The sequence below is a fragment of the Pseudomonas sp. GL-RE-26 genome (assembly GCF_019956275.1).
GTDB classification, from domain to species: domain Bacteria; phylum Pseudomonadota; class Gammaproteobacteria; order Pseudomonadales; family Pseudomonadaceae; genus Aquipseudomonas; species Aquipseudomonas grandcourensis.
This window is the reverse complement of record NZ_JAHBDI010000016.1, coordinates 67,114-86,158: the sequence shown is the minus strand read 5'-3', so window position 1 is coordinate 86,158 and position 19,045 is coordinate 67,114. Positions and strand designations below refer to the sequence as shown.

Annotated in this window: 13 protein-coding genes; 7 read left to right on the top strand and 6 right to left on the bottom strand. The window is 60.3% G+C overall.

What is annotated here, in order from left to right:
• Positions 1–166: 166 nt before the first annotated feature.
• The 3 genes from KGB07_RS13095 to KGB07_RS13085 form a co-directional block, all read right to left on the bottom strand.
• Positions 167–1,540 carry a DUF3999 domain-containing protein gene (locus KGB07_RS13095; RefSeq protein WP_223465565.1) on the bottom strand — a complete coding sequence of 458 codons (1,374 nt, stop codon included), beginning with the start codon at positions 1,538–1,540 and terminating at the stop codon, positions 167–169.
• Positions 1,537–4,743 carry a DUF2339 domain-containing protein gene (locus tag KGB07_RS13090; RefSeq protein WP_223465563.1) on the bottom strand — a complete coding sequence of 1,069 codons (3,207 nt, stop codon included), beginning with the start codon at positions 4,741–4,743 and terminating at the stop codon, positions 1,537–1,539. Before KGB07_RS13090 ends, KGB07_RS13095 begins: the two co-directional genes overlap by 4 nt.
• A gap of 171 nt (positions 4,744–4,914) precedes the next feature.
• Positions 4,915–7,365: a glycogen/starch/alpha-glucan phosphorylase gene (locus KGB07_RS13085; protein WP_046041313.1), complete on the bottom strand. Its 2,451-nt coding sequence runs from the start codon at positions 7,363–7,365 to the stop codon at positions 4,915–4,917.
• A 256-nt stretch (positions 7,366–7,621) separates the two neighbouring features.
• Here KGB07_RS13085 and KGB07_RS13080 point away from each other — a divergent pair, with 256 nt between their 5' ends.
• Positions 7,622–8,059 (top strand): YkgJ family cysteine cluster protein, encoded by a 438-nt coding sequence (locus tag KGB07_RS13080; protein WP_046041314.1) that lies wholly within the window; start codon positions 7,622–7,624, stop codon positions 8,057–8,059.
• Between the two features lie 206 nt (positions 8,060–8,265).
• Here the strand turns inward: KGB07_RS13080 and typA are convergent, their stop codons facing one another.
• Both typA and thiI read right to left on the bottom strand, forming a co-directional pair.
• Positions 8,266–10,086, bottom strand: a complete 1,821-nt coding sequence (gene typA / locus KGB07_RS13075; protein WP_046041316.1) for a translational GTPase TypA — start codon at positions 10,084–10,086, stop codon at positions 8,266–8,268.
• A gap of 139 nt (positions 10,087–10,225) precedes the next feature.
• A complete protein-coding gene (gene thiI / locus KGB07_RS13070) occupies positions 10,226–11,680 on the bottom strand; it encodes a tRNA uracil 4-sulfurtransferase ThiI (RefSeq protein ID WP_046041318.1) in 1,455 nt (484 codons plus the stop codon).
• 328 nt (positions 11,681–12,008) lie between these two features.
• Here thiI and glnA point away from each other — a divergent pair, with 328 nt between their 5' ends.
• The 5 genes from glnA (at position 12,009) to ntrC (ending at position 17,505) form a co-directional block, all read left to right on the top strand.
• Positions 12,009–13,415, top strand: a complete 1,407-nt coding sequence (gene glnA, locus KGB07_RS13065) for a type I glutamate--ammonia ligase (RefSeq protein ID WP_008002929.1) — start codon at positions 12,009–12,011, stop codon at positions 13,413–13,415.
• A gap of 210 nt (positions 13,416–13,625) precedes the next feature.
• Positions 13,626–14,141, top strand: coding sequence for a DUF4124 domain-containing protein (locus tag KGB07_RS13060; RefSeq protein WP_223465572.1), 516 nt, complete (start codon positions 13,626–13,628; stop codon positions 14,139–14,141).
• A complete protein-coding gene (locus KGB07_RS13055) occupies positions 14,138–14,758 on the top strand; it encodes a DUF4124 domain-containing protein (RefSeq protein ID WP_046040884.1) in 621 nt (206 codons plus the stop codon). Before KGB07_RS13060 ends, KGB07_RS13055 begins: the two co-directional genes overlap by 4 nt.
• A 228-nt stretch (positions 14,759–14,986) precedes the next feature.
• Entirely contained in the window at positions 14,987–16,072 is a 1,086-nt protein-coding gene (gene glnL / locus KGB07_RS13050) for a nitrogen regulation protein NR(II) (RefSeq protein WP_008047753.1), read from the top strand.
• The gene (gene ntrC / locus KGB07_RS13045) at positions 16,069–17,505 is read left to right on the top strand and encodes a nitrogen regulation protein NR(I) (RefSeq protein WP_223465562.1); all 1,437 of its coding nucleotides are present in this window, start codon (positions 16,069–16,071) and stop codon (positions 17,503–17,505) included. The genes glnL and ntrC overlap by 4 nt, the downstream gene beginning before the upstream one ends.
• Positions 17,506–18,060: 555 nt before the next feature.
• On the opposite strand, the gene KGB07_RS13040 is transcribed toward ntrC, so the two are convergent.
• On the bottom strand, positions 18,061–18,501 hold the full coding sequence (locus KGB07_RS13040) for a hypothetical protein (RefSeq protein WP_046040880.1): 441 nt from the start codon (positions 18,499–18,501) through the stop codon (positions 18,061–18,063).
• Between KGB07_RS13040 and trmL the strand changes: the two genes are divergently transcribed.
• Positions 18,500–18,955: a tRNA (uridine(34)/cytosine(34)/5-carboxymethylaminomethyluridine(34)-2'-O)-methyltransferase TrmL gene (gene trmL, locus KGB07_RS13035; protein WP_046040879.1), complete on the top strand. Its 456-nt coding sequence runs from the start codon at positions 18,500–18,502 to the stop codon at positions 18,953–18,955. The genes KGB07_RS13040 and trmL overlap by 2 nt on opposite strands.
• Positions 18,956–19,045: the final 90 nt, after the last annotated feature.

Below are 19,045 nucleotides of genomic sequence, written 5' to 3'. Positions count from 1 at the left end.
ATTTCCTCCTATCAGACGTGATCGGCTGAAGAGAGTTCATGTGCGGGGATGAGCGTAGTTGGAAAAGGGCTGGGGGTGAGCCGGAAAGTAGCGGTCATATCAGCATCTTTACTGACTGATATACCGCTATCGCGGGCAAGCCCGCGATCTGGCGCGAAGCGCCAGCCTAGGGTTTGACCGGCGGTTTACGCAGCAAACTGAACGCCATCGCCGCCAGGAACAAGACACTGAGCAACAACACCGCCCACAAGCCGAACTTCTTCCACTGGGTGTCCGTCGTCGCCAGCGTTTTCACTGTCGATGCATTCGAGACCACCGCCCCGACATCCACCATGGCCCGACCCAAGGTCGCGAGCTTCGCCGGGCTGTAATCCGGAACCAGCGTCGACAGCGGCAAGTTCGCCGCCTTCGCCGTCGAATTGCCCACGACCAGCGTGTAAGGCCCCGGCCCGCGCGCCAGGAACACCAGTTGCGTGGCACGCACGGCAAACTTCAGCGTCGGCGCCTGATCACCCAGGCCGCCGCCGCGCTCGTCCACGGTCAGTTTCAATTGCTGGACGATTTGCCCTGACAGCTGCAATTCGTTTTGCACCACGTCCTGATCATTCTGGGTCAGGCGATAGAGCAAACCACTGCTCAACGACTGCCATGGCAGGCTGCTGTCGCGCCGGCCGGCCAGGCTCACCGGTGCCAGGCTGTTGGGCTGGCTCAACTCGACCTGCACCCGCTCGACATTCAGCCCCATCGGCAACTGCCAGGTGTATTCACCCGCCTTCACGCTGCTGCCGGCCAACCCCTGGGACCAGACCAACGGCAGCGGCAGACTGCGGATAGTGGCGCTCTGCAATTGCGCAGAAGTCAGTGTCGGTGCCGAATGCGGTGTGATCCACAGCAACCGCAGGTAGCGCGCCGACTGGCCCGGCAGATTGACTTCATGCTGTTCGACCCGCTCGTCGGAAAAGGTCAGGCGCGCCACCTGCCCTTCGCCCCAGGACTGCCATTGCTGCAAATCATCGCTGGCTTCGACGGTAAAACGCTGGAAGCCGTCGCGCTCGCTGGTCCAGTCGAGAATCAACTGCTGCAAAGGCGCCTTGATAGCCGAAGCGTCGAGCAACCAGCCGCGCAGCTCCTCCTCACCCGCCTCCAGCGGACTGGAGGGCTGCACCTGGACCAATGTGCCGTTGGTGCTCGATTGCACCCGCACGCTCGGTGCGGTTTCAGTAGCGTCCAACGAGTTGTACAACGGAAACCATTTCACCTCGTTCAAGGTGCGCGTTTCATTGCTCCGCGCCGACTCCCGGGCCAAGGCATAAGCCTGAACATCGCCCACGGCATTGAACACACGCACGTCGCTCAGGTCGGCCTGCCGTGCATTCAGTTGTATGTTCAGGGGCAGTTCAAGGCGATACCAGGGGCCCTCACCCGTCACCGACAAAGGCACTTGGGTGGTGAAGTCCGCCGGTTTTTCCTGGGCAACCGCCGACAACATCACACCCATGGCAACAGCGCCCAGCCAACCCAGGTTCAGCTTCTGACTCAAGATGACACTCCTTCGGATTCCGGGACCGGTTTCTCGACATCCGGCACAGCTTCGGCGCGCTTAGGTGGCAGCGGGGCGAAATAGCCCACCACCAGCAGCAACACGCCGACACCGATAAACGACACGATCCGCGCCAGTCCGCCGCGATTACTCAATTCGACAAAGAACAGCTTGGCCACGACCACGCCGATCAAGGCAGCGCCGATCAGCCAGACTTCACGGCGGCGACGCAAATGACCGCCGATCATCAGGCTCAGGGCCATCAAGGTCCAGACGATGGACAGGCCGGCTTGCACCCGCATCGATTCCAGCAACAGATCCAGCTCGAACGGCACCCCACTCCAATGGTGCGCCGTACGCATTACCAATGCCGTAAAGAACACGAACAACGAGGCACCTGCGACCCCTTGCGTGGCGATGGCGGCGTAATCCTCGCGAACCGCCAGTTGTGTCATGGCGCTGCGGGACCAGACATAGACGCCGAACAGCGCGAACAACAGGCCCAGCTCCAGCGGGTTGATCAATGGCACGTAGGGCAGTGGCTCGGCGTTGCCGTCACTGGCGACATTCGCCAGCCAGAACCAGCCGAGCATCAACAACGCCAGCGGCGCGGCGGCGTATACACGGTATTCGCGCGGATACGCCGACACCGGCCAAGGCCACGCGCGAGGTGCCGCCATCAGCACCAGATACAGACTGGGCAGAATCGCCCAACCCAACCAGCGCCAGGCGTTGTATTGCTCGGACAACACCAGCAAGCCGTAACGCAGCTCCAGAGCCAATACACCCATCAATAGCCAACAGCCGAGCACATGGGCGACGCTCGTCACGCGCACCGGCAGCATGGGCGCCAGGCGTCGCAGGGACATGAAATGCACGACGAACACGGCGGCCCACGCCAGCCAGCCAAAGTTGGCCGCCGGGTGATAACGCGAATGCCAGGCCGCGAGCAGCACCAGTGCCGCCGCGGGAATCAAAACCGTGCCGAGTACCCCCAGTGACGGCCATTTCAGGCGCAGCGCCAATACTGTCCACAGCGCCACACTCACGGCAGCGATGCCCAACAACAAAGTCGCCCGCATCGGCAACGGCGCAAAATGCAGCACTTCGATGCCCCAGGCCAGCGCCCACCAGCCTGCGCCCCACACCAGCAGCGCCTGGGACAATCGCAACAGGCTCAGCCCTTCCAACGCTCCGAGCGAATGACCAATCTGCAAACGCCAGGCCCCGACCATCGCCGCCAACCCCAACACCAGCGGCGCCCAGAATCCAGCATGTGCCAAGGGATTCAGCCCTTCACTGAACAGCGGTCCTGCCGTCAGGAACAGCGCGCCGCCCAACAGCTGCACAGCGAGCGCGGTGAACACGAAGGTGCGCGATGGCAGACGCAAGCCAACCAACAAGGTCAGCGCCCCGGCCAGGGCCCAACTGATCACCGTGCCGTGGCTGAAGAAAAACAACGGCGCCAGCAAATAGAGAAACGCCAGCCCGAGGCACGCCAGGACTGGCAGGCCTTTGAGCTCCCAAGGCCTGATCTGCTCCGGCAAGGCTTTACGCAACTGGTAGAAGCTGAACAGCAACGCGACGCCCAGTAACAGCGCACCTAGCGGTACACCGCCGAGCAGGCTGCTCTCGCTGTCATGCAGCTCGCTGAGAAACGCTAGCGCCGAGCCCAGTTGCAGGAGCAAGGCAAAAGCCCGCCCCAAGGGCCTTTGCTGGCGCAGGCCGAGCCAGAAGATACCCGCGCCCTCCACCGCCCACGCCGCTGTCGTCCAGCGTGCATCGAGCCCCAGCGGAATCGCCAGGCTCGCGAAGATCACACCCAAGGCCAGGCAGGTTTCCCCCAGCAACAGCGTGCACCCGGCCATCAGCCAACGGGCAAGCCCCATGTAAATCATGCCCAGCGCCAAGGCACTGAACGCCGTTGCGAACTCCAGATGCTGCACCAGTGCGAACTGCAAGCCGAAACCCGCCAGCGGCGGACCGAACAACAGCGTGCCGTCGACATAGTCACCCTTGCGCGCCGACCACTGCAGCAGCGATTCGCGACTGCCCTCTACCGGTGCATCGCTCATTTCCAGCAGCCTGCGTCGGGCGAACAGCAGACCAATGGCCAGGTACATCAGGAAAAACAAAATCAGAAACGGCTCAGTGCTCCACAGCAGTTCCGGCGAGTAGGAGCGCAGGCCCCAGGCGAAACCGATGCCGAAGGTGCCGCTGAACCCGATGACATTCAACAGCCGCCAGGCCTTGAACCAGGCGATACCGAAGATGCCGGCGTTGAGCAGGGCAAAGTAGCTGAACAACGCGACGTGGCTACCAGCGCCGGTGGAGGCCAGGATGGGCGCGGCGAAGCCACCCAGTGCGGCAGCGGCGGCCAGCCCCAGGGAGTCCTGGGTAATGGCGAGAATCGCCGAACAGACTGTCACCGCCACCAGCAAGCCAAACCCCGCCGAAGGGTCGAGCAGCGGATGCAGGCGCATCGCGGCAAACACCGTCAGGTACAGCACGGCGATCCCGGCGCCCTGCAGGATCAACGCATAACTGCTGTTGCGCGTTCGCAACCACCAACCCAAGCCGAGCAACCCCAAGGCTGCCGCCGCAACGCCTGCGTAACGCAATTCAATCGGCACCACCACGCCTTCGGTGGCATAGCGCAGCAGAAAGGCCAGGCCGAGGAACAGCAGCACCACGCCGACCCGCAACACTGTATTACCGCCGAACAACCAGGCGCGGGCCCGGCTGATGGCGCGGTCGATGAGGTTCGGATCTCGCGGGGGGACAGGTGGTTGTGCCTCGCGAGCGGTCGTCTCGGCCTTCCAGGCATCGGCGGGCTGCGCACGACCGGTTTCGGTGGCCGCTGCGGTGATCGGTTCGAGTTCGGGCGGCAGCTCCCAGACCAGCTCCGGGGCTGCAGCCGGTGCTTCATCGAGGATGGTTTCAGGTGAGACAAGCGGCTCGCGGGTTTCCGGCGCCTTGACGCCCGATGCTTCGAGCAGCGCCAGCCGTTGCTCGACCGCGTGCAGCGCTACCTGCGCCTGCTCCAGCAAACGCTGCTGCTCGACGGCCTGCGAGTCCATGCGAGCCAAGCGAAGGGCCTGGCCGATACCCAATCCGAGTAACGCGCCCAGCAGCGCATCGCTGAATGACTCGTCGAGTATCCAGCCGAGCACCAGCCCTATCAGCATGAACATCCATTGCATGGTCGATATCCCTAAGCCCATTGGCCAATCCGGAAAGATTAGCTCAGCCGTATCCATAAAGATCGCAGCCTTCGGCAGTTCCTACATAGTCGCGGTATTACGCGATCCTGCAGGAGCTGCCGAAGGCTGGGATATTTTTCGGCGCGCCAGTATATCCACCTGCCTGAAGACTTACTCCAGTGCCTTCCAGATTTCCGTGGCGTACTCGCGAATGGTCCGGTCCGACGAGAACCAGCCCATCCGCGCCGTGTTCAACACCGCCGAGCGCCACCACTCCTTCGAATCGTGCCAATGGGCTTCGACGCGCATCTGGGCGTGCCAGTAGGAATCGAAGTCGGCGCAGACCAGGAAGCGGTCGTAGTCCACCAGCGAATCGATCAACCCGGTGTAACGGGACGGATCATCCGGCGAGAACACCCCGCCACGAATCGCTTGCAGCACATCGTTCAAACGATGGGAGGCAGCGATATCCGGCACCGCGCTGAATTCATGATTCTGCTTGCGCGCCTCTACCTGCTGCGCGCTGAGGCCGAAGATGAACATGTGCTCGGCGCCGATGCGGTCGCGCATTTCCACGTTGGCCCCGTCCAGGGTGCCGATGGTCAGCGCGCCGTTCAGCCCGAATTTCATGTTGCTGGTGCCTGACGCTTCGAAACCGGCGGTGGAGATCTGCTCGGACAAATCCGCCGCCGGAATGATGCTCTCCGCCAGGCTGACGTTGTAGTTGGGCAGGAACACCACTTTGAGCAAGCCGCGCACGGTCGGGTCGTTGTTCACCACCCGGGCGATGTCGTTGGTCAGTTTGATAATCAGTTTGGCCTGGTGATAACTCGCGGCCGCCTTGCCGGCGAAGATCTTCACCCGTGGCACCCAGTCGATTTCAGGTTCCGCGCGAATCGCCTGGTACAACGCCACGGTGTGCATCAGGTTGAGCAACTGGCGTTTGTATTCGTGGATCCGCTTGACCTGCACGTCGAACATCGCCGCCGGGTTGACCGCCACGCCCAACCGCTCATGAATCAGGTACGCCAGGGCTTTCTTGCTGTGCAGGCGTTGCTCGGCAAACGCCTTGCGGAATGCACTTTTCTCGGCGAACGGTTCGAGGGCGAGCAAACGCTCTTCCGGGTTATCCAGCACTTCAGGACCAAGGGTATCGACCAGCATCGAGGTCAGCTCGGGGTTAGCCTGATACAGCCAGCGGCGGAAGGTGATGCCGTTGGTTTTGTTGTTGATCCGCTCCGGGTAGAGCTTGTGCAGTTCGGAGAACACCGTTTGTCGCATCAGTTGCGTGTGCAATCCGGACACACCGTTGATGCTGTGGGAACCGAGAAACGCCAGGTTGCCCATACGCACCCGGCGTCCGTTGTCTTCCTCGATCAGCGACACCGCGCGCAGCACGTCGAAGTCGTGAATGCCTTTGGCCCGCAGGGAGTCGATGTGCTGGGCGTTGATCAGGTAAATGATCTGCATGTGCCGCGGCAGCATGCGTTCCATCAAGCCCACCGGCCAGGTTTCCAGCGCTTCGGGGAGCAACGTGTGGTTGGTGTAGGAAAGCGTGTCGACAGTAACTTGCCACGCCGCATCCCATGCCACGTCATAGACGTCGACCAGTTGCCGCATCAGTTCAGCCACGGCAATCGAAGGGTGGGTGTCGTTGAGCTGGATCGCCGCGTGGTCGCCGAGGGTCAGCACCGAGGTGTGCATGTTGCGATGGCGGCGCAGCAGATCCTGCAACGAGGCGGCGACGAAGAAATACTCCTGGCGCAGGCGCAATTCCTGGCCGGCCTCGGTGCTGTCCGCCGGGTACAGCACCCGGGAGATACTTTCGGCCCGGGCTACTTCGGCCACGGCGCCCAGGTGGTCGCCGGCATTGAAACGCTCCAGATGCAGATCTTCCATGGCCCGGGCGCGCCACAACCGCAGCGTGTTGACGCTTGCCCCGCGCCAACCGACCACCGGCGTGTCATATGCAATGGCCCGTACGGTTTCCGCCGGGTGCCAGACTTGCCTGGACTTACCGCTGTCATCGGTCACGGTCTCGACACCGCCGCCGAAGCCGATCGGGTAAACCACCTCCGGGCGCTCGAACTCCCAGGGGTTGCCGAAATCCAGCCAGTGTTCGGTCTGCTCCTGTTGCCAGCCATCGACGATGGCCTGGCGGAACAAGCCGTGTTCGTAACGAATGCCGTAGCCATGACCGGCGATGCCGAGGGTCGACATGCTTTCCATGAAACACGCCGCCAGACGTCCCAGGCCGCCGTTGCCCAGCGCCGCATCGGGCTCCAGCAGGCGGATGCGCTCAAGGTCGACGCCGAGTTCGGTCAGGGCTTCGCGGGCCACGTCGAGCAGGCCAAGGTTGCTCAGGCTGTCGTAGAGCAGCCGGCCGATGAGGAATTCCAGGGAGAGGTAATAAACGCGCTTCTGGCCTTTGCGGTAGATCTGCCGCGTGTGGTCCATCCAGTGCTCGACCATGTGGTCCCGCGCGGCCAGGGCAATGGCTTCGAACCAGTCGTGGTCGAAGGCGTGATCCGGGTCTTTACCCACTGCATAAGTGAGTTTGGTCAAGACGGCGTCGCGGAATGCGGCCACCTCTGCTTCGCGAACAAGTGGTTCTTGAGTCATCGATAGGACCTCGAGCGAGCTTGGAGTTGTCTGAGCCTAGACGGTCTGACAGGCGGTAGAGGCTCTGGTTCGGCAGTTTTTCCTTTGAATACGAGCTGGATCGACATTGCGTTGTCTTGTGCCTGAATCAATGCAGGGCCCGTGCCTATTTTCCGGTTGTTTGCACCACCTGCGAAAAAAACTGGCGAAAGGTTGTTCAAAAATCCACCAGTCCCGGTATGATCGCGCGCCCTGATGCACACGCTGGTAACAAACGATGATGAAGCCGAACCTGATCGCTGCCGCAGAGATCGACCGCCTCGATACCTGGGCCAAGTACTCTGCCCCGATGTGCGGCTCGTGCATGTCCAGCTGCTGCACCCTGCCCGTCGAGGTCAAGATCAAGGATCTGATCCGCATCGGCGTGGTCGATGAATTCGAGCTGGGTGATCCGCCGAAGAACATCGCCAAGCGCCTGCAAAAGGAAGGTTTGGTCGAACGCTTCAACCAGAAATCAGGAATCTTTACCCTCCAGCGCATGAGTAACAACGATTGCCTGTACCTGGATCGTAAGAGCCGTCTGTGCACTATTTATGAAAAGCGCCCGGATACCTGTCGCAATCACCCGAAAATCGGCCCGCGGCCGGGATATTGCGCGTACAAGCCCAAGGAAGTGGAGCGCGAGCGTCATTCGCGGAGTATCGAGCGGTTCTGATCCGTATTGCATCATCTGTGGCGAGGGAGCTTGCTCCCGCCGGGTTGCGAAGCGACCCCAAGATTTTACGACTGCTACGCAGCCGAACGGGACGGTGCGGCGATCCGACAAGCCCCCTCGCCACAGTAATCGAGTAAATCGCAGACAAACAAAAACGCCCCCGGCCTTGCGGTCGGGGGCGTTTTTTTGTCAGCTAACTAAATGACTTAGTTACCGGACTTCTTGGCAGCGCGGGTACGCTCGCTTTCGCCCAGGATCTTCTTGCGAAGACGGATGGACTTAGGCGTGACTTCACACAGCTCGTCTTCTTGTACGAATTCCAGAGCTTGCTCCAGAGTGAAGCGTACAGGCGGAACCAGAGCGATGGTTTCGTCTTTACCCGAAGCACGCATGTTGTCGAGCTTCTTGCCTTTGGTTGGGTTAACACCCAGGTCGTTGTCGCGGCTGTTCAGACCAACGATTTGACCTTCATAGATGTCCTGGCCGTGTTCGATGAACAGCTTGCCACGCGACTGCAGGGTTTCCAGCGAGTAGGTCAGTGCCTTACCGGTAGCAACCGATACCAGGACGCCGTTCTGACGGCCGGACATGTCACCGGACTTCATGGTGTCGTAACGGTCGAAGATCGAGGTCAGGATGCCTGCACCGGAGGTCAGGGTCAGGAACTCGTTACGGAAACCGATCAGACCACGGGCCGGGATGTTGTACTCAAGGCGCACACGGCCCTTGCCATCCGGAACCATGTTGGTCAGGTCGCCTTTACGGATACCGATCTGTTCCATGATCGCGCCCTGGGATTCTTCCGGCAGGTCGATGGTCACGTTTTCGTACGGTTCGTGCTTGACGCCATCAACCATACGGATGATCACTTCCGGACGACCAACACCCATTTCGAAGCCTTCGCGACGCATGGTTTCGATCAGTACCGAGAGGTGCAGCTCACCACGGCCGGAGACTTTGAACTTGTCGGCGGTGTCGCCTTCTTCAACGCGCAGAGCAACGTTGAACAGCAGTTCCTTGTCCAGACGTTCCTTGATGTTACGGCTGGTCACGAACTTGCCTTCTTTACCGCAGAAAGGCGAGTCGTTTACCTGGAAGGTCATGGAAACGGTTGGTTCGTCAACGGTCAGCGGCTTCATCGCTTCGACGTTCAGTGGGTCGCACAGGGTGTCGGAGATGAACAGCTGGTCGAAGCCACTGATGCAGACGATGTCGCCAGCCAAAGCTTCTTCAACGTCAATGCGGTGCAGGCCGTGGTGACCCATCAGCTTCAGGATACGACCGTTGCGCTTCTTGCCGTCAGCGTCGATAGCCACGACCGGAGTGTTCGGCTTGACGCGACCGCGAGCGATACGGCCAACGCCGATCACACCCAGGAAGCTGTTGTAGTCCAGTGCGGAGATCTGCATCTGGAACGGACCGTCACGGTCGACTTTCGGCGCTGGTACGTTGTCGACGATCGACTGGTACAGCGGGGTCATGTCTTCAGCCATTTCAGTGTGGTCCAGACCGGCAATACCGTTCAGGGCCGAGGCGTAGACGACTTTGAAGTCCAGCTGTTCTTCGGTAGCACCCAGGTTGTCGAACAGGTCGAAGATCTGGTCCAGAACCCAGTCCGGACGCGCGCCTGGACGGTCAACCTTGTTGATGACCACGATTGGACGCAGGCCGGCTTCGAAAGCCTTCTTGGTCACGAAACGGGTTTGCGGCATAGGGCCGTCTTGAGCGTCAACCAGCAGCAGAACGGAGTCGACCATCGACATTACGCGTTCAACTTCGCCGCCGAAGTCGGCGTGGCCCGGGGTGTCCACGATGTTGATGTGGTAGCCGTTCCAGTTGATGGCGGTGTTTTTCGCCAGAATGGTAATACCGCGCTCTTTTTCCTGGTCGTTGGAGTCCATCACGCGCTCGTCGTTGAGCTCGTTGCGCTCCAGGGTGCCGGATTGACGCAGGAGTTTGTCTACCAGGGTGGTCTTACCATGGTCAACGTGGGCAATGATGGCGATGTTGCGTAGATTTTCGATCACTTGTGTATCTCGATCAGAGGATTCGGTGTGCTGACAAGTCTTGGCAGCGATTAACAGTAGCGTCCGTGAAAGCCGTTACAGCTTGACGGTGGCATCGGGGGGCCGGTGACGCAGGCCACAGGCAAACAGCCCCGGGCACTTAGCTCGGTCGATAAACGCGCACATTGGCATGCCCCTCACTGAGCAAATGGTGGGCATGCAGGCGACTCATCACGCCTTTGTCGCAATACAGCAGGTACTGGCGAGTAGGGTCCAGTTCCTTGAAACGAGCGTTCACTGCATAAAACGGCATCGTTTGTACCTCGATGCCAGCGAGGTCCAGCGGGTCGTCTTCAGCGGCATCCGGATGACGGATGTCGATGACGATCTGACCGGCCAGCGCTTCGCTGACTTCTTCAATCTGCAAATCCTGGCCCAGTTCATCGATCACGCGATCGATCGGCACCAGCTTGGCGTTTTCGAGCGCACGCTCGAGTACCGCCATATCGAATTCTTTCTCTTCATGCTCGACGCGATAGCGCTTGGCCGCGGTCTTCGGGTTGACCGAGATGACGCCGCAGTACTCCGGCATGTGCCGGGCGAAATCGGCGGTGCCGATTTCGTTGGCCAGGTCGATGATGTCCTGCTTGTGGCTCGCGATCAGCGGACGCAACACCAGCTTGTCGGTCACGCAATCGATCACTGACAGGTTCGGCAGTGTCTGGCTCGATACCTGGGAGATCGCCTCACCAGTGACCAGCGCCTCAATGTGCAGTCGATCGGCAATTTGGGAGGAAGCGCGCAACATCATACGCTTCAATACTACGCCCATATGACTGTTATCGACTTTGCCAAGAATTTCTCCCAGCACTTCTTCGAACGGCACACTGACAAATAGCACGCGTTGGGAGCTGCCGTACTTCTTCCAGATGAAATGCGCGACTTCCATGACGCCCAGTTCGTGGGCACGTCCGCCCAGATTGAAGAAGCAGAAATGCGCCATCAGGCCGCGGCGCATGATCTGGTAGGCCGCCACGGTGGAGTCGAAGCCACCGGACATCAGCACCAGGGTCTGCTCCAGCGCGCCCAGCGGATATCCGCCGATGCCGTTGTGCTGGCTGTGGATCACGAACAACCGTTGGTCGCGAACTTCGATCCGGACTTCGATTTCCGGCTTTTTCAGGTCGATTCCGGCGGCACCGCACTGACGGCGCAACTGGCTGCCGACATATTTTTCGATATCGATCGAGCTGAACGGGTGCTTGCCGGCGCGCTTGCAACGCACCGAGAAGATCTTGCCGGCCAGTGCATCACCGTAGTGCTGCTTGCACTTTTCAACGATGTCGTCGAAATCGCCCAGCGGGTACTCATCGATCTGCAGGAAATGCGCGATGCCCGGCATGCAACTCAGGCGCTCGCCCATCTCCTTCAAGGCCTTGGGGTCGCTGACGCGGGTTTCCAGCTCGAGGTTGTCCCACACGCCGTTCACCACCACGGCCGGGTCCAGATCGCGGAGCACGGCACGGATGTTCTTGGCCAATTGACGGATGAAACGCATCCGTACCGGGCGGCTCTTGATGGTGATCTCGGGGAAGACTTTTACGATTAATTTCATGGAAACAGCGCGCGCATGGCCTGCCGAAAAAGGGGGGCGCGGATTATAGCGGAAATTGCTCAAGGTTTAACCAGTTAATGTGCAGAAGGTTTCGCGCGCACCAAAACAGGTCATTTATTGAAATGAGCGCCACATTGTAGGGCGTGTTTTTCCGCTTTAAGGTACTTTTCCGCCTGACAGGCGTGAAATTGGGGCAAAAAACCCATGGTGGGGCACTGGCATGCAATTTGCTCCCTTGTGAGGCAGGTTGCCTTGGCAGAGTATTCGCGCCGGCATCACCCACATTTAAGGGCATCCACTACTAGCCCGAAGCCACCCGGAGGACACTATGTCGAAGTCGGTTCAACTCATCAAAGATCATGACGTCAAGTGGATTGATCTGCGCTTCACGGACACCAAAGGCACTCAGCACCACGTGACCATGCCGGCTCGCGATGCGCTGGATGACGACTTCTTCGAAGTCGGCAAAATGTTCGACGGTTCCTCCATCGCTGGCTGGAAAGGAATCGAAGCCTCCGACATGATCCTGATGCCGGACGACTCCACCGCTGTTCTGGATCCGTTCACTGAAGAACCGACCCTGATCCTGGTCTGCGACATCATCGAACCTTCGAGCATGCAAGGCTACGACCGCGACCCACGTGCGATCGCCAAGCGCGCTGAAGAGCACCTGAAAGCCACCGCAATCGGTGACACCGTATACGCCGGTCCAGAGCCAGAGTTCTTCATCTTCGACCAGGTGAAGTTCAAGTCCGACATTTCCGGCTCCATGTTCAAGATCTACTCTGAACAAGGTTCGTGGATGTCCGACCAGGACATCGAAGGCGGCAACAAAGGCCACCGTCCAGGCGTCAAAGGCGGCTACTTCCCGGTTCCGCCGTTCGACCACGACCACGAAATCCGTACCTCCATGTGCAACGCACTGGAAGAGATGGGCCTGACCGTCGAAGTTCACCACCACGAAGTGGCGACTGCCGGCCAGAACGAAATCGGCGTCAAGTTCAACACCCTGGTGAAGAAAGCCGACGAAACCCAAACCCTGAAGTACGTCGTGCACAACGTAGCCGACGCCTACGGCCGCACCGCTACCTTCATGCCTAAGCCTCTGTACGGCGACAACGGTTCGGGTATGCACGTACACATGTCCATCTGGAAAGATGGCAAGAACACCTTCGCTGGCGAAGGTTATGCCGGCCTGTCCGACACCGCCCTGTACTTCATCGGCGGCATCATCAAGCACGGTAAGGCCCTGAACGGCTTCACCAACCCGGCAACCAACTCCTACAAGCGTCTGGTTCCAGGCTTCGAAGCTCCAGTGATGCTGGCCTACTCGGCTCGCAACCGTTCCGCTTCGATCCGTATTCCTTACGTGTCGAGCCCGAAAGCCCGCCGTATCGAAGCACGCTTCCCGGATCCGGCTGCCAACCCGTACCTGTGCTTCGCCGCACTGCTGATGGCTGGCCTGGACGGCATCCAGAACAAGATCCACCCTGGCGACGCAGCTGACAAAAACCTGTATGACCTGCCGCCTGAAGAGGCCAAAGAGATCCCACAAGTTTGCGGCAGCCTGAAAGAAGCCCTGGAAGAGCTGGACAAAGGTCGTGCGTTCCTGACCAAAGGCGGCGTTTTCAGCGACGACTTCATCGACGCTTACATCGCCCTGAAAAGCGAAGAAGAAATCAAGGTACGTACCTTCGTACACCCACTGGAATACGAGCTGTACTACAGCTGCTGATCCGGTAGCGTCGCAATACGCGGCGTGACAAAAAGAGGCCTCCTTCGGGAGGCCTTTTTATTGCCCACATTTCGATGATTGACGATGGACCCTGTGGGATTTGTGGCGCTGTGAATATTTCGCAGACCATATCCAAATATTTAGCGGCTTGGGATAACCACCCAGCCTGGCCTATGCTGCAACCCAATGCTTTCGTTTCCGGTCGATTCCATGGGTCGTGGTTTTCTCTTCATCCCGCTGCTGATCGTTCTGCCCGCCACGGCGCAGATCTACAAGTACACGGACGCCAACGGTGCCACCGCGTACAGCAATCAACCGCCTGACGGAGTCAGCGTCCAACCGGTCGAATTGCCGCCCCTCAACAGCGTCGAGCGCCAGCCTGCCGGCGAAGTCGCACCTGCTGCCGAGACCGGTCGTAAAGAACAACCCCACAAGACCTATGAAGCGCTGGAGCTGACAGGCCTGCCCAGCACCGAAGCCCTGCGCGCCAACAACGGCACGTTCACCGTAACAGTACTGATCCAGCCGCGCCTGCAAGGGCCCCACCTGTTGCGCCTGCTGCTGGACGGTCAACCCTACGGCCAGCCAGGCAACGTGCCGACCCTGCAACTGGTGAACATCGATCGCGGCGAGCACCGCCTCGCCGTGCAAGTGATCGATGGCGAAAACGTTGTACAGCAGAGCCCTGCGGTGACATTCACCGTACAGCGGGTGCACAAGCCTTGAAGGCCTGGCTTTTGATCGCCTGCCTGATAGCCCTGCCCACTTCGGCAGAGGTCTTCATGTATGTCGGCGCCCAGGGCAATCGGGTATTCACCGACCAGCCCAAACCCGGCGACGCCAGGCGCGTGCCGCTGACAACGACCAATCGAATAGCGGCCAACCCCACCAGCGCAGCGCCGTTGATTGCCCAGAGCAGTCCCGAAGTACAAGCGCTGTTCCACTATGAGGTGCTGCGCATCCTGATCCCGGAACCCGACGCAACCATCCGCAGCAACACCGGCGAAGTCATCGTCAGCGCGACCAACGAACCTGCCCTGCAACCCGGTCACCGCTACCGGTTACTGCTCGACGGCCAGCCCACCGCCGAACCCGGCCTGAGCCCGGTGTTCGCCTTGAGCAACATCGATCGCGGCAGCCATACCCTGTCCGTGGAAATCCTCGACGAACAGGGACGCATCGTCGAACGCACCGCCAGCCAGCCTTTCCACATGCAGCGCACGTCTCTCGCCCAGAAGCGCAGGATCAAACCCTGCACTCTCGAAGACTACGGCCAGCGGCCGGAATGCCCGCTCAGCGACAAACCCGGCGAAGAAAAAAATCCTTTCCTGAGACTTTTCTAACCTCGTTCAGGTTTGCGCACTATATTGGTGCAATAGATTGCACCGTACTCACATTCCAACCCATTTTGGTTCGAAAGTACCCGCGAAAGCTGGCAGAACGCCACGCAAACGAGCGTCAAACGCCTGTTTCAGGCGCTGAACGCTTCTTTTCGGAGCCTTGGTTTGGTTTTTGCATTTTGCCCGTACCAGCGTTTTTTTTGCGCATGCTCTGCCCTAAAAGAGGTCCCGATGACCATTAGCGACGCACTCCACCGTTTGCTACTCGACAACCTCACCACTGCCACCATCCTGCTTGATGCCGAACTGCGCCTCGAGTACATGAACCCGGCGGCGGAGATGCTGCTGGCCATCAGCGGCCAGCGTAGCCATGGGCAGTTCATCAGCGAGCTGTTTACCGAATCGACCGAGGCGCTGAACTCGTTGCGCCAGGCCGTCGAGCAAGCGCACCCGTTCACCAAGCGCGAGGCCATGCTCACCGCCCTCACCGGCCAGACCCTGACCGTCGACTACGCGGTAACGCCGATTCTGAGCAACGGCGACACGATGCTGCTGCTCGAAGTCCACCCCCGTGACCGCCTGTTGCGGATCACCAAGGAAGAAGCACAGCTGTCGAAACAGGAAACCAGCAAGATGCTGGTTCGCGGCCTTGCCCATGAAATCAAGAACCCCTTGGGCGGGATTCGCGGCGCGGCACAATTGCTGGCCCGGGAACTGCCGGAAGAAAGCCTGCGCGACTACACCAACGTCATCATCGAAGAAGCCGACCGCCTGCGTAACTTGGTGGACCGCATGCTCGGCTCCAACAAGCTGCCGTCGCTAGCCATGTGCAATGTCCATGAAGTGCTTGAGCGCGTCTGCCATCTGGTGGAGGCCGAAAGCCAGGGCTGCATCACCTTGGTGCGCGACTACGATCCAAGCATCCCCGACGTCCTGATCGACCGCGAGCAAATGATTCAGGCCGTGCTGAACATCGTGCGCAACGCCATGCAAGCCATCAGCACCCAGAACGAACTGCGCCTGGGCCGCATCAGCCTTCGCACCCGCGCCATGCGCCAGTTCACCATCGGCCACGTGCGCCATCGCCTGGTGACCAAGATCGAAATCATCGACAACGGTCCGGGCATCCCGGCAGAACTTCAGGAAACCATTTTCTTTCCCATGGTCAGCGGTCGTCCGGACGGTACCGGGCTGGGCCTGGCCATTACCCAGAACATCATCAGCCAGCACCAGGGCCTGATCGAATGTGACAGCCACCCCGGCCACACCACCTTCTCGATCTTTCTGCCACTGGAACAAGGAGCCACATCGACATGAGCCGTAGTGAAACCGTGTGGATCGTCGATGACGACCGTTCTATCCGTTGGGTCCTGGAAAAAGCCCTGCAACAGGAAGGCATGACCACGCAAAGCTTCGACAGCGCCGATGGCGTGATGAGCCGCCTGGCGCGTCAGCAGCCGGACGTGATCATCTCCGACATCCGCATGCCCGGCGCCAGCGGCCTGGAGCTTCTGGCGCGGATTCGCGAACAGCACCCACGGCTGCCGGTGATCATCATGACCGCGCACTCCGATCTGGACAGCGCTGTCGCGTCCTATCAGGGCGGCGCCTTCGAGTACCTGCCCAAGCCGTTCGATGTCGACGAGGCGGTTTCCCTGGTCAAGCGCGCCAACCAGCACGCCCAGGAACAACAAGGCCTGGAAGTTGCCCCGACCCTGACCCGCACCCCGGAAATCATCGGCGAAGCGCCGGCGATGCAGGAAGTGTTTCGCGCCATCGGGCGCTTGAGCCACTCCAACATCACCGTGCTGATCAATGGTGAATCGGGTACCGGTAAAGAACTGGTGGCCCACGCCCTGCACCGTCACAGCCCGCGCGCCGCTTCGCCGTTCATTGCGCTGAACATGGCGGCGATCCCCAAAGACCTGATGGAATCCGAACTGTTCGGCCACGAGAAAGGCGCGTTCACGGGCGCGGCCAACCTGCGTCGCGGGCGTTTCGAGCAAGCCGATGGCGGTACGCTGTTCCTCGACGAAATCGGCGACATGCCCGCCGACACCCAGACTCGTCTGCTGCGGGTACTGGCCGACGGCGAGTTCTACCGCGTCGGCGGTCATGTGCCGGTGAAGGTCGATGTGCGCATCATCGCCGCGACTCACCAGAATCTGGAAACCCTGGTACACGCCGGGAAGTTCCGTGAGGACTTGTTCCACCGCCTCAACGTGATCCGCATCCATATCCCGCGCCTGTCGGATCGCCGCGAAGATATCCCGACCCTGGCCAAGCACTTCCTCGGCCGCGCTGCCCAGGAGCTGGCAGTCGAGCCAAAGCTGCTGAAAAGCGAAACCGAGGAATACCTGAAGAACCTGCCGTGGCCCGGCAACGTGCGTCAGCTGGAGAACACCTGCCGCTGGATCACGGTGATGGCTTCGGGTCGCGAAGTGCACATCAGCGACCTGCCGCCGGAGCTGCTGAGCCTGCCTCAGGACTCGGCGCCCGTGACCAACTGGGAACAGGCCCTGCGCCAGTGGGCTGACCAGGCGCTGGCCCGTGGTCAGTCGAGCCTGCTCGACAGCGCCGTGCCGGCCTTCGAGCGGATCATGATCGAAACCGCCCTCAAACACACCGCCGGTCGCCGCCGCGATGCCGCCGTCTTGCTGGGTTGGGGACGCAACACCCTGACGCGCAAGATCAAGGAATTGGGGATGAAGGTAGATGGCGGGGATGATGATGAGGGGGATGAGGGCTAAACAGCCTTTAGTACTTCGCTGATCGTTAGGCCCAATCGCGAGCAAGCTCGCTCCCACAGTGGATTTTCGGTGTTTTCACTATCGTGTAGACACCATCGAACCCTGTGGAAGCGAGCTTGCTCGCGATGCTTTTTGGGTTAACAGTGCACCGCCGCAATGCACCGTGAACCGCAATCGCGCACAAAAACAGCTTCGAATCCCCGCCTGCTTTCGCAATCGAATCCCTTTCGAAAAAACACGAAAGCCCCGAATCTCGGGGCTTTCAGCGTTTAAAACCGGCTTTTTGTTTCTCTTTATGAAAACTGGCACGCCCCCTGCAATAACCCTTTCAAGTGAATCAGTTCACCTACCCGGTTTCGGGGACCTTGGTACAGGCAGGCCGGGGATTCCCCTCTTTACATCGGGCTCATACCGCATCCGCGACGAGCCCAGCAGTTTTGGGGCCCTTGATACAGGCAGGTCAGGGGTTCCCTCTTTACACCGGGCTCACACCGCATTCGCGACGAGCCTCCCGTTTCGGGAACCTTGGTACAGGCAGGCCGGGGATTCCCTCTTTTATTGCTCCCGGAGATGGATCTCCAGCCGCCAGCGGTCATCGACCTCGCTACCGGCCCACTCGCCCTGCAGGGGCCGGGCCGCCACCAGTGTCAGCAACAACCCCCCATCGCTCAAACGTACCCGCCAGTTCACGTCCTTGCCGCCGAGCTTGAGCTGACCTTTCTGCGCCTTGCCTTCGGCGCCAAACAGCAGCGCGACACTGCCATCAACCATCTCGCCGTGGGTCTTGGGTTCGTTGTTGAACCACACCACCAGCCCGTCGTTCGTCACTTCAACCTGCTGCAATTGACTGGGGTCTGGCGTAGTCAGGCGACCGATCATCATCCCGACCATCACCCCGACAATCGCCAGCGAGCCCATTACCCGCAGGAATAGTTTCGAACGCACGCCTTCTGGCGGCGTAGAATGCGCGTCATCTTTGCCTTCGGAGCCGTGCATGTTTCACGTCATCCTTTTCCAACCAGAAATTCCGCCGAATACCGGCAACGTTATCAGGCTGTGCGCCAACAGTGGCTGCCACCTGCATTTGATCGAGCCGCTGGGTTTCGAGATGGACGACAAGCGCCTGCGCCGGGCCGGCCTCGATTACCACGAGTATGCCACCCTGCAACGCCACGCGGACCTCGCCAGCTGCCTGGAGAGCCTCGGCCATCCACGGCTGTTCGCCTTCACCACCAAGGGTTCGCGGCCGTTCCACGATGCCAGCTTCGTCCCGGGCGACGCGTTCCTGTTCGGCCCGGAAAGCCGGGGCCTGCCCGCCGACGTACTGGACGCCCTGCCCAACGAGCAACGCCTGCGTCTGCCGATGCGCGAGGGCTGCCGCAGCCTGAACCTGTCCAATACCGTGGCGGTGGCCGTTTACGAAGCCTGGCGTCAGAACGACTTCAAATAACACCGCATAGCAAATGTGGGAGCGGGCTTGCTCGCGAAGGGGTCATCAGCTTCAACATGAATGTTGACTGAAAAACCGCTTTCGCGAGCA

Excerpts from the sequence above, each read along its gene's own strand:
- ntrC (WP_223465562.1), top strand. The coding sequence starts at position 16,069 with ATGAGCCGTAGTGAAACCGTGTGGATCGTCGATGACGACCGTTCTATC.
- thiI (WP_046041318.1), bottom strand. The coding sequence starts at position 11,680 with ATGAAATTAATCGTAAAAGTCTTCCCCGAGATCACCATCAAGAGCCGC.
- KGB07_RS13060 (WP_223465572.1), top strand. The coding sequence starts at position 13,626 with ATGGGTCGTGGTTTTCTCTTCATCCCGCTGCTGATCGTTCTGCCCGCC.
- glnL (WP_008047753.1), top strand. The coding sequence starts at position 14,987 with ATGACCATTAGCGACGCACTCCACCGTTTGCTACTCGACAACCTCACC.
- KGB07_RS13085 (WP_046041313.1), bottom strand. The coding sequence starts at position 7,365 with ATGACTCAAGAACCACTTGTTCGCGAAGCAGAGGTGGCCGCATTCCGC.
- KGB07_RS13080 (WP_046041314.1), top strand. The coding sequence starts at position 7,622 with ATGATGAAGCCGAACCTGATCGCTGCCGCAGAGATCGACCGCCTCGAT.
- KGB07_RS13090 (WP_223465563.1), bottom strand. The coding sequence starts at position 4,743 with ATGCAATGGATGTTCATGCTGATAGGGCTGGTGCTCGGCTGGATACTC.
- trmL (WP_046040879.1), top strand. The coding sequence starts at position 18,500 with ATGTTTCACGTCATCCTTTTCCAACCAGAAATTCCGCCGAATACCGGC.
- KGB07_RS13040 (WP_046040880.1), bottom strand. The coding sequence starts at position 18,501 with ATGCACGGCTCCGAAGGCAAAGATGACGCGCATTCTACGCCGCCAGAA.
- glnA (WP_008002929.1), top strand. The coding sequence starts at position 12,009 with ATGTCGAAGTCGGTTCAACTCATCAAAGATCATGACGTCAAGTGGATT.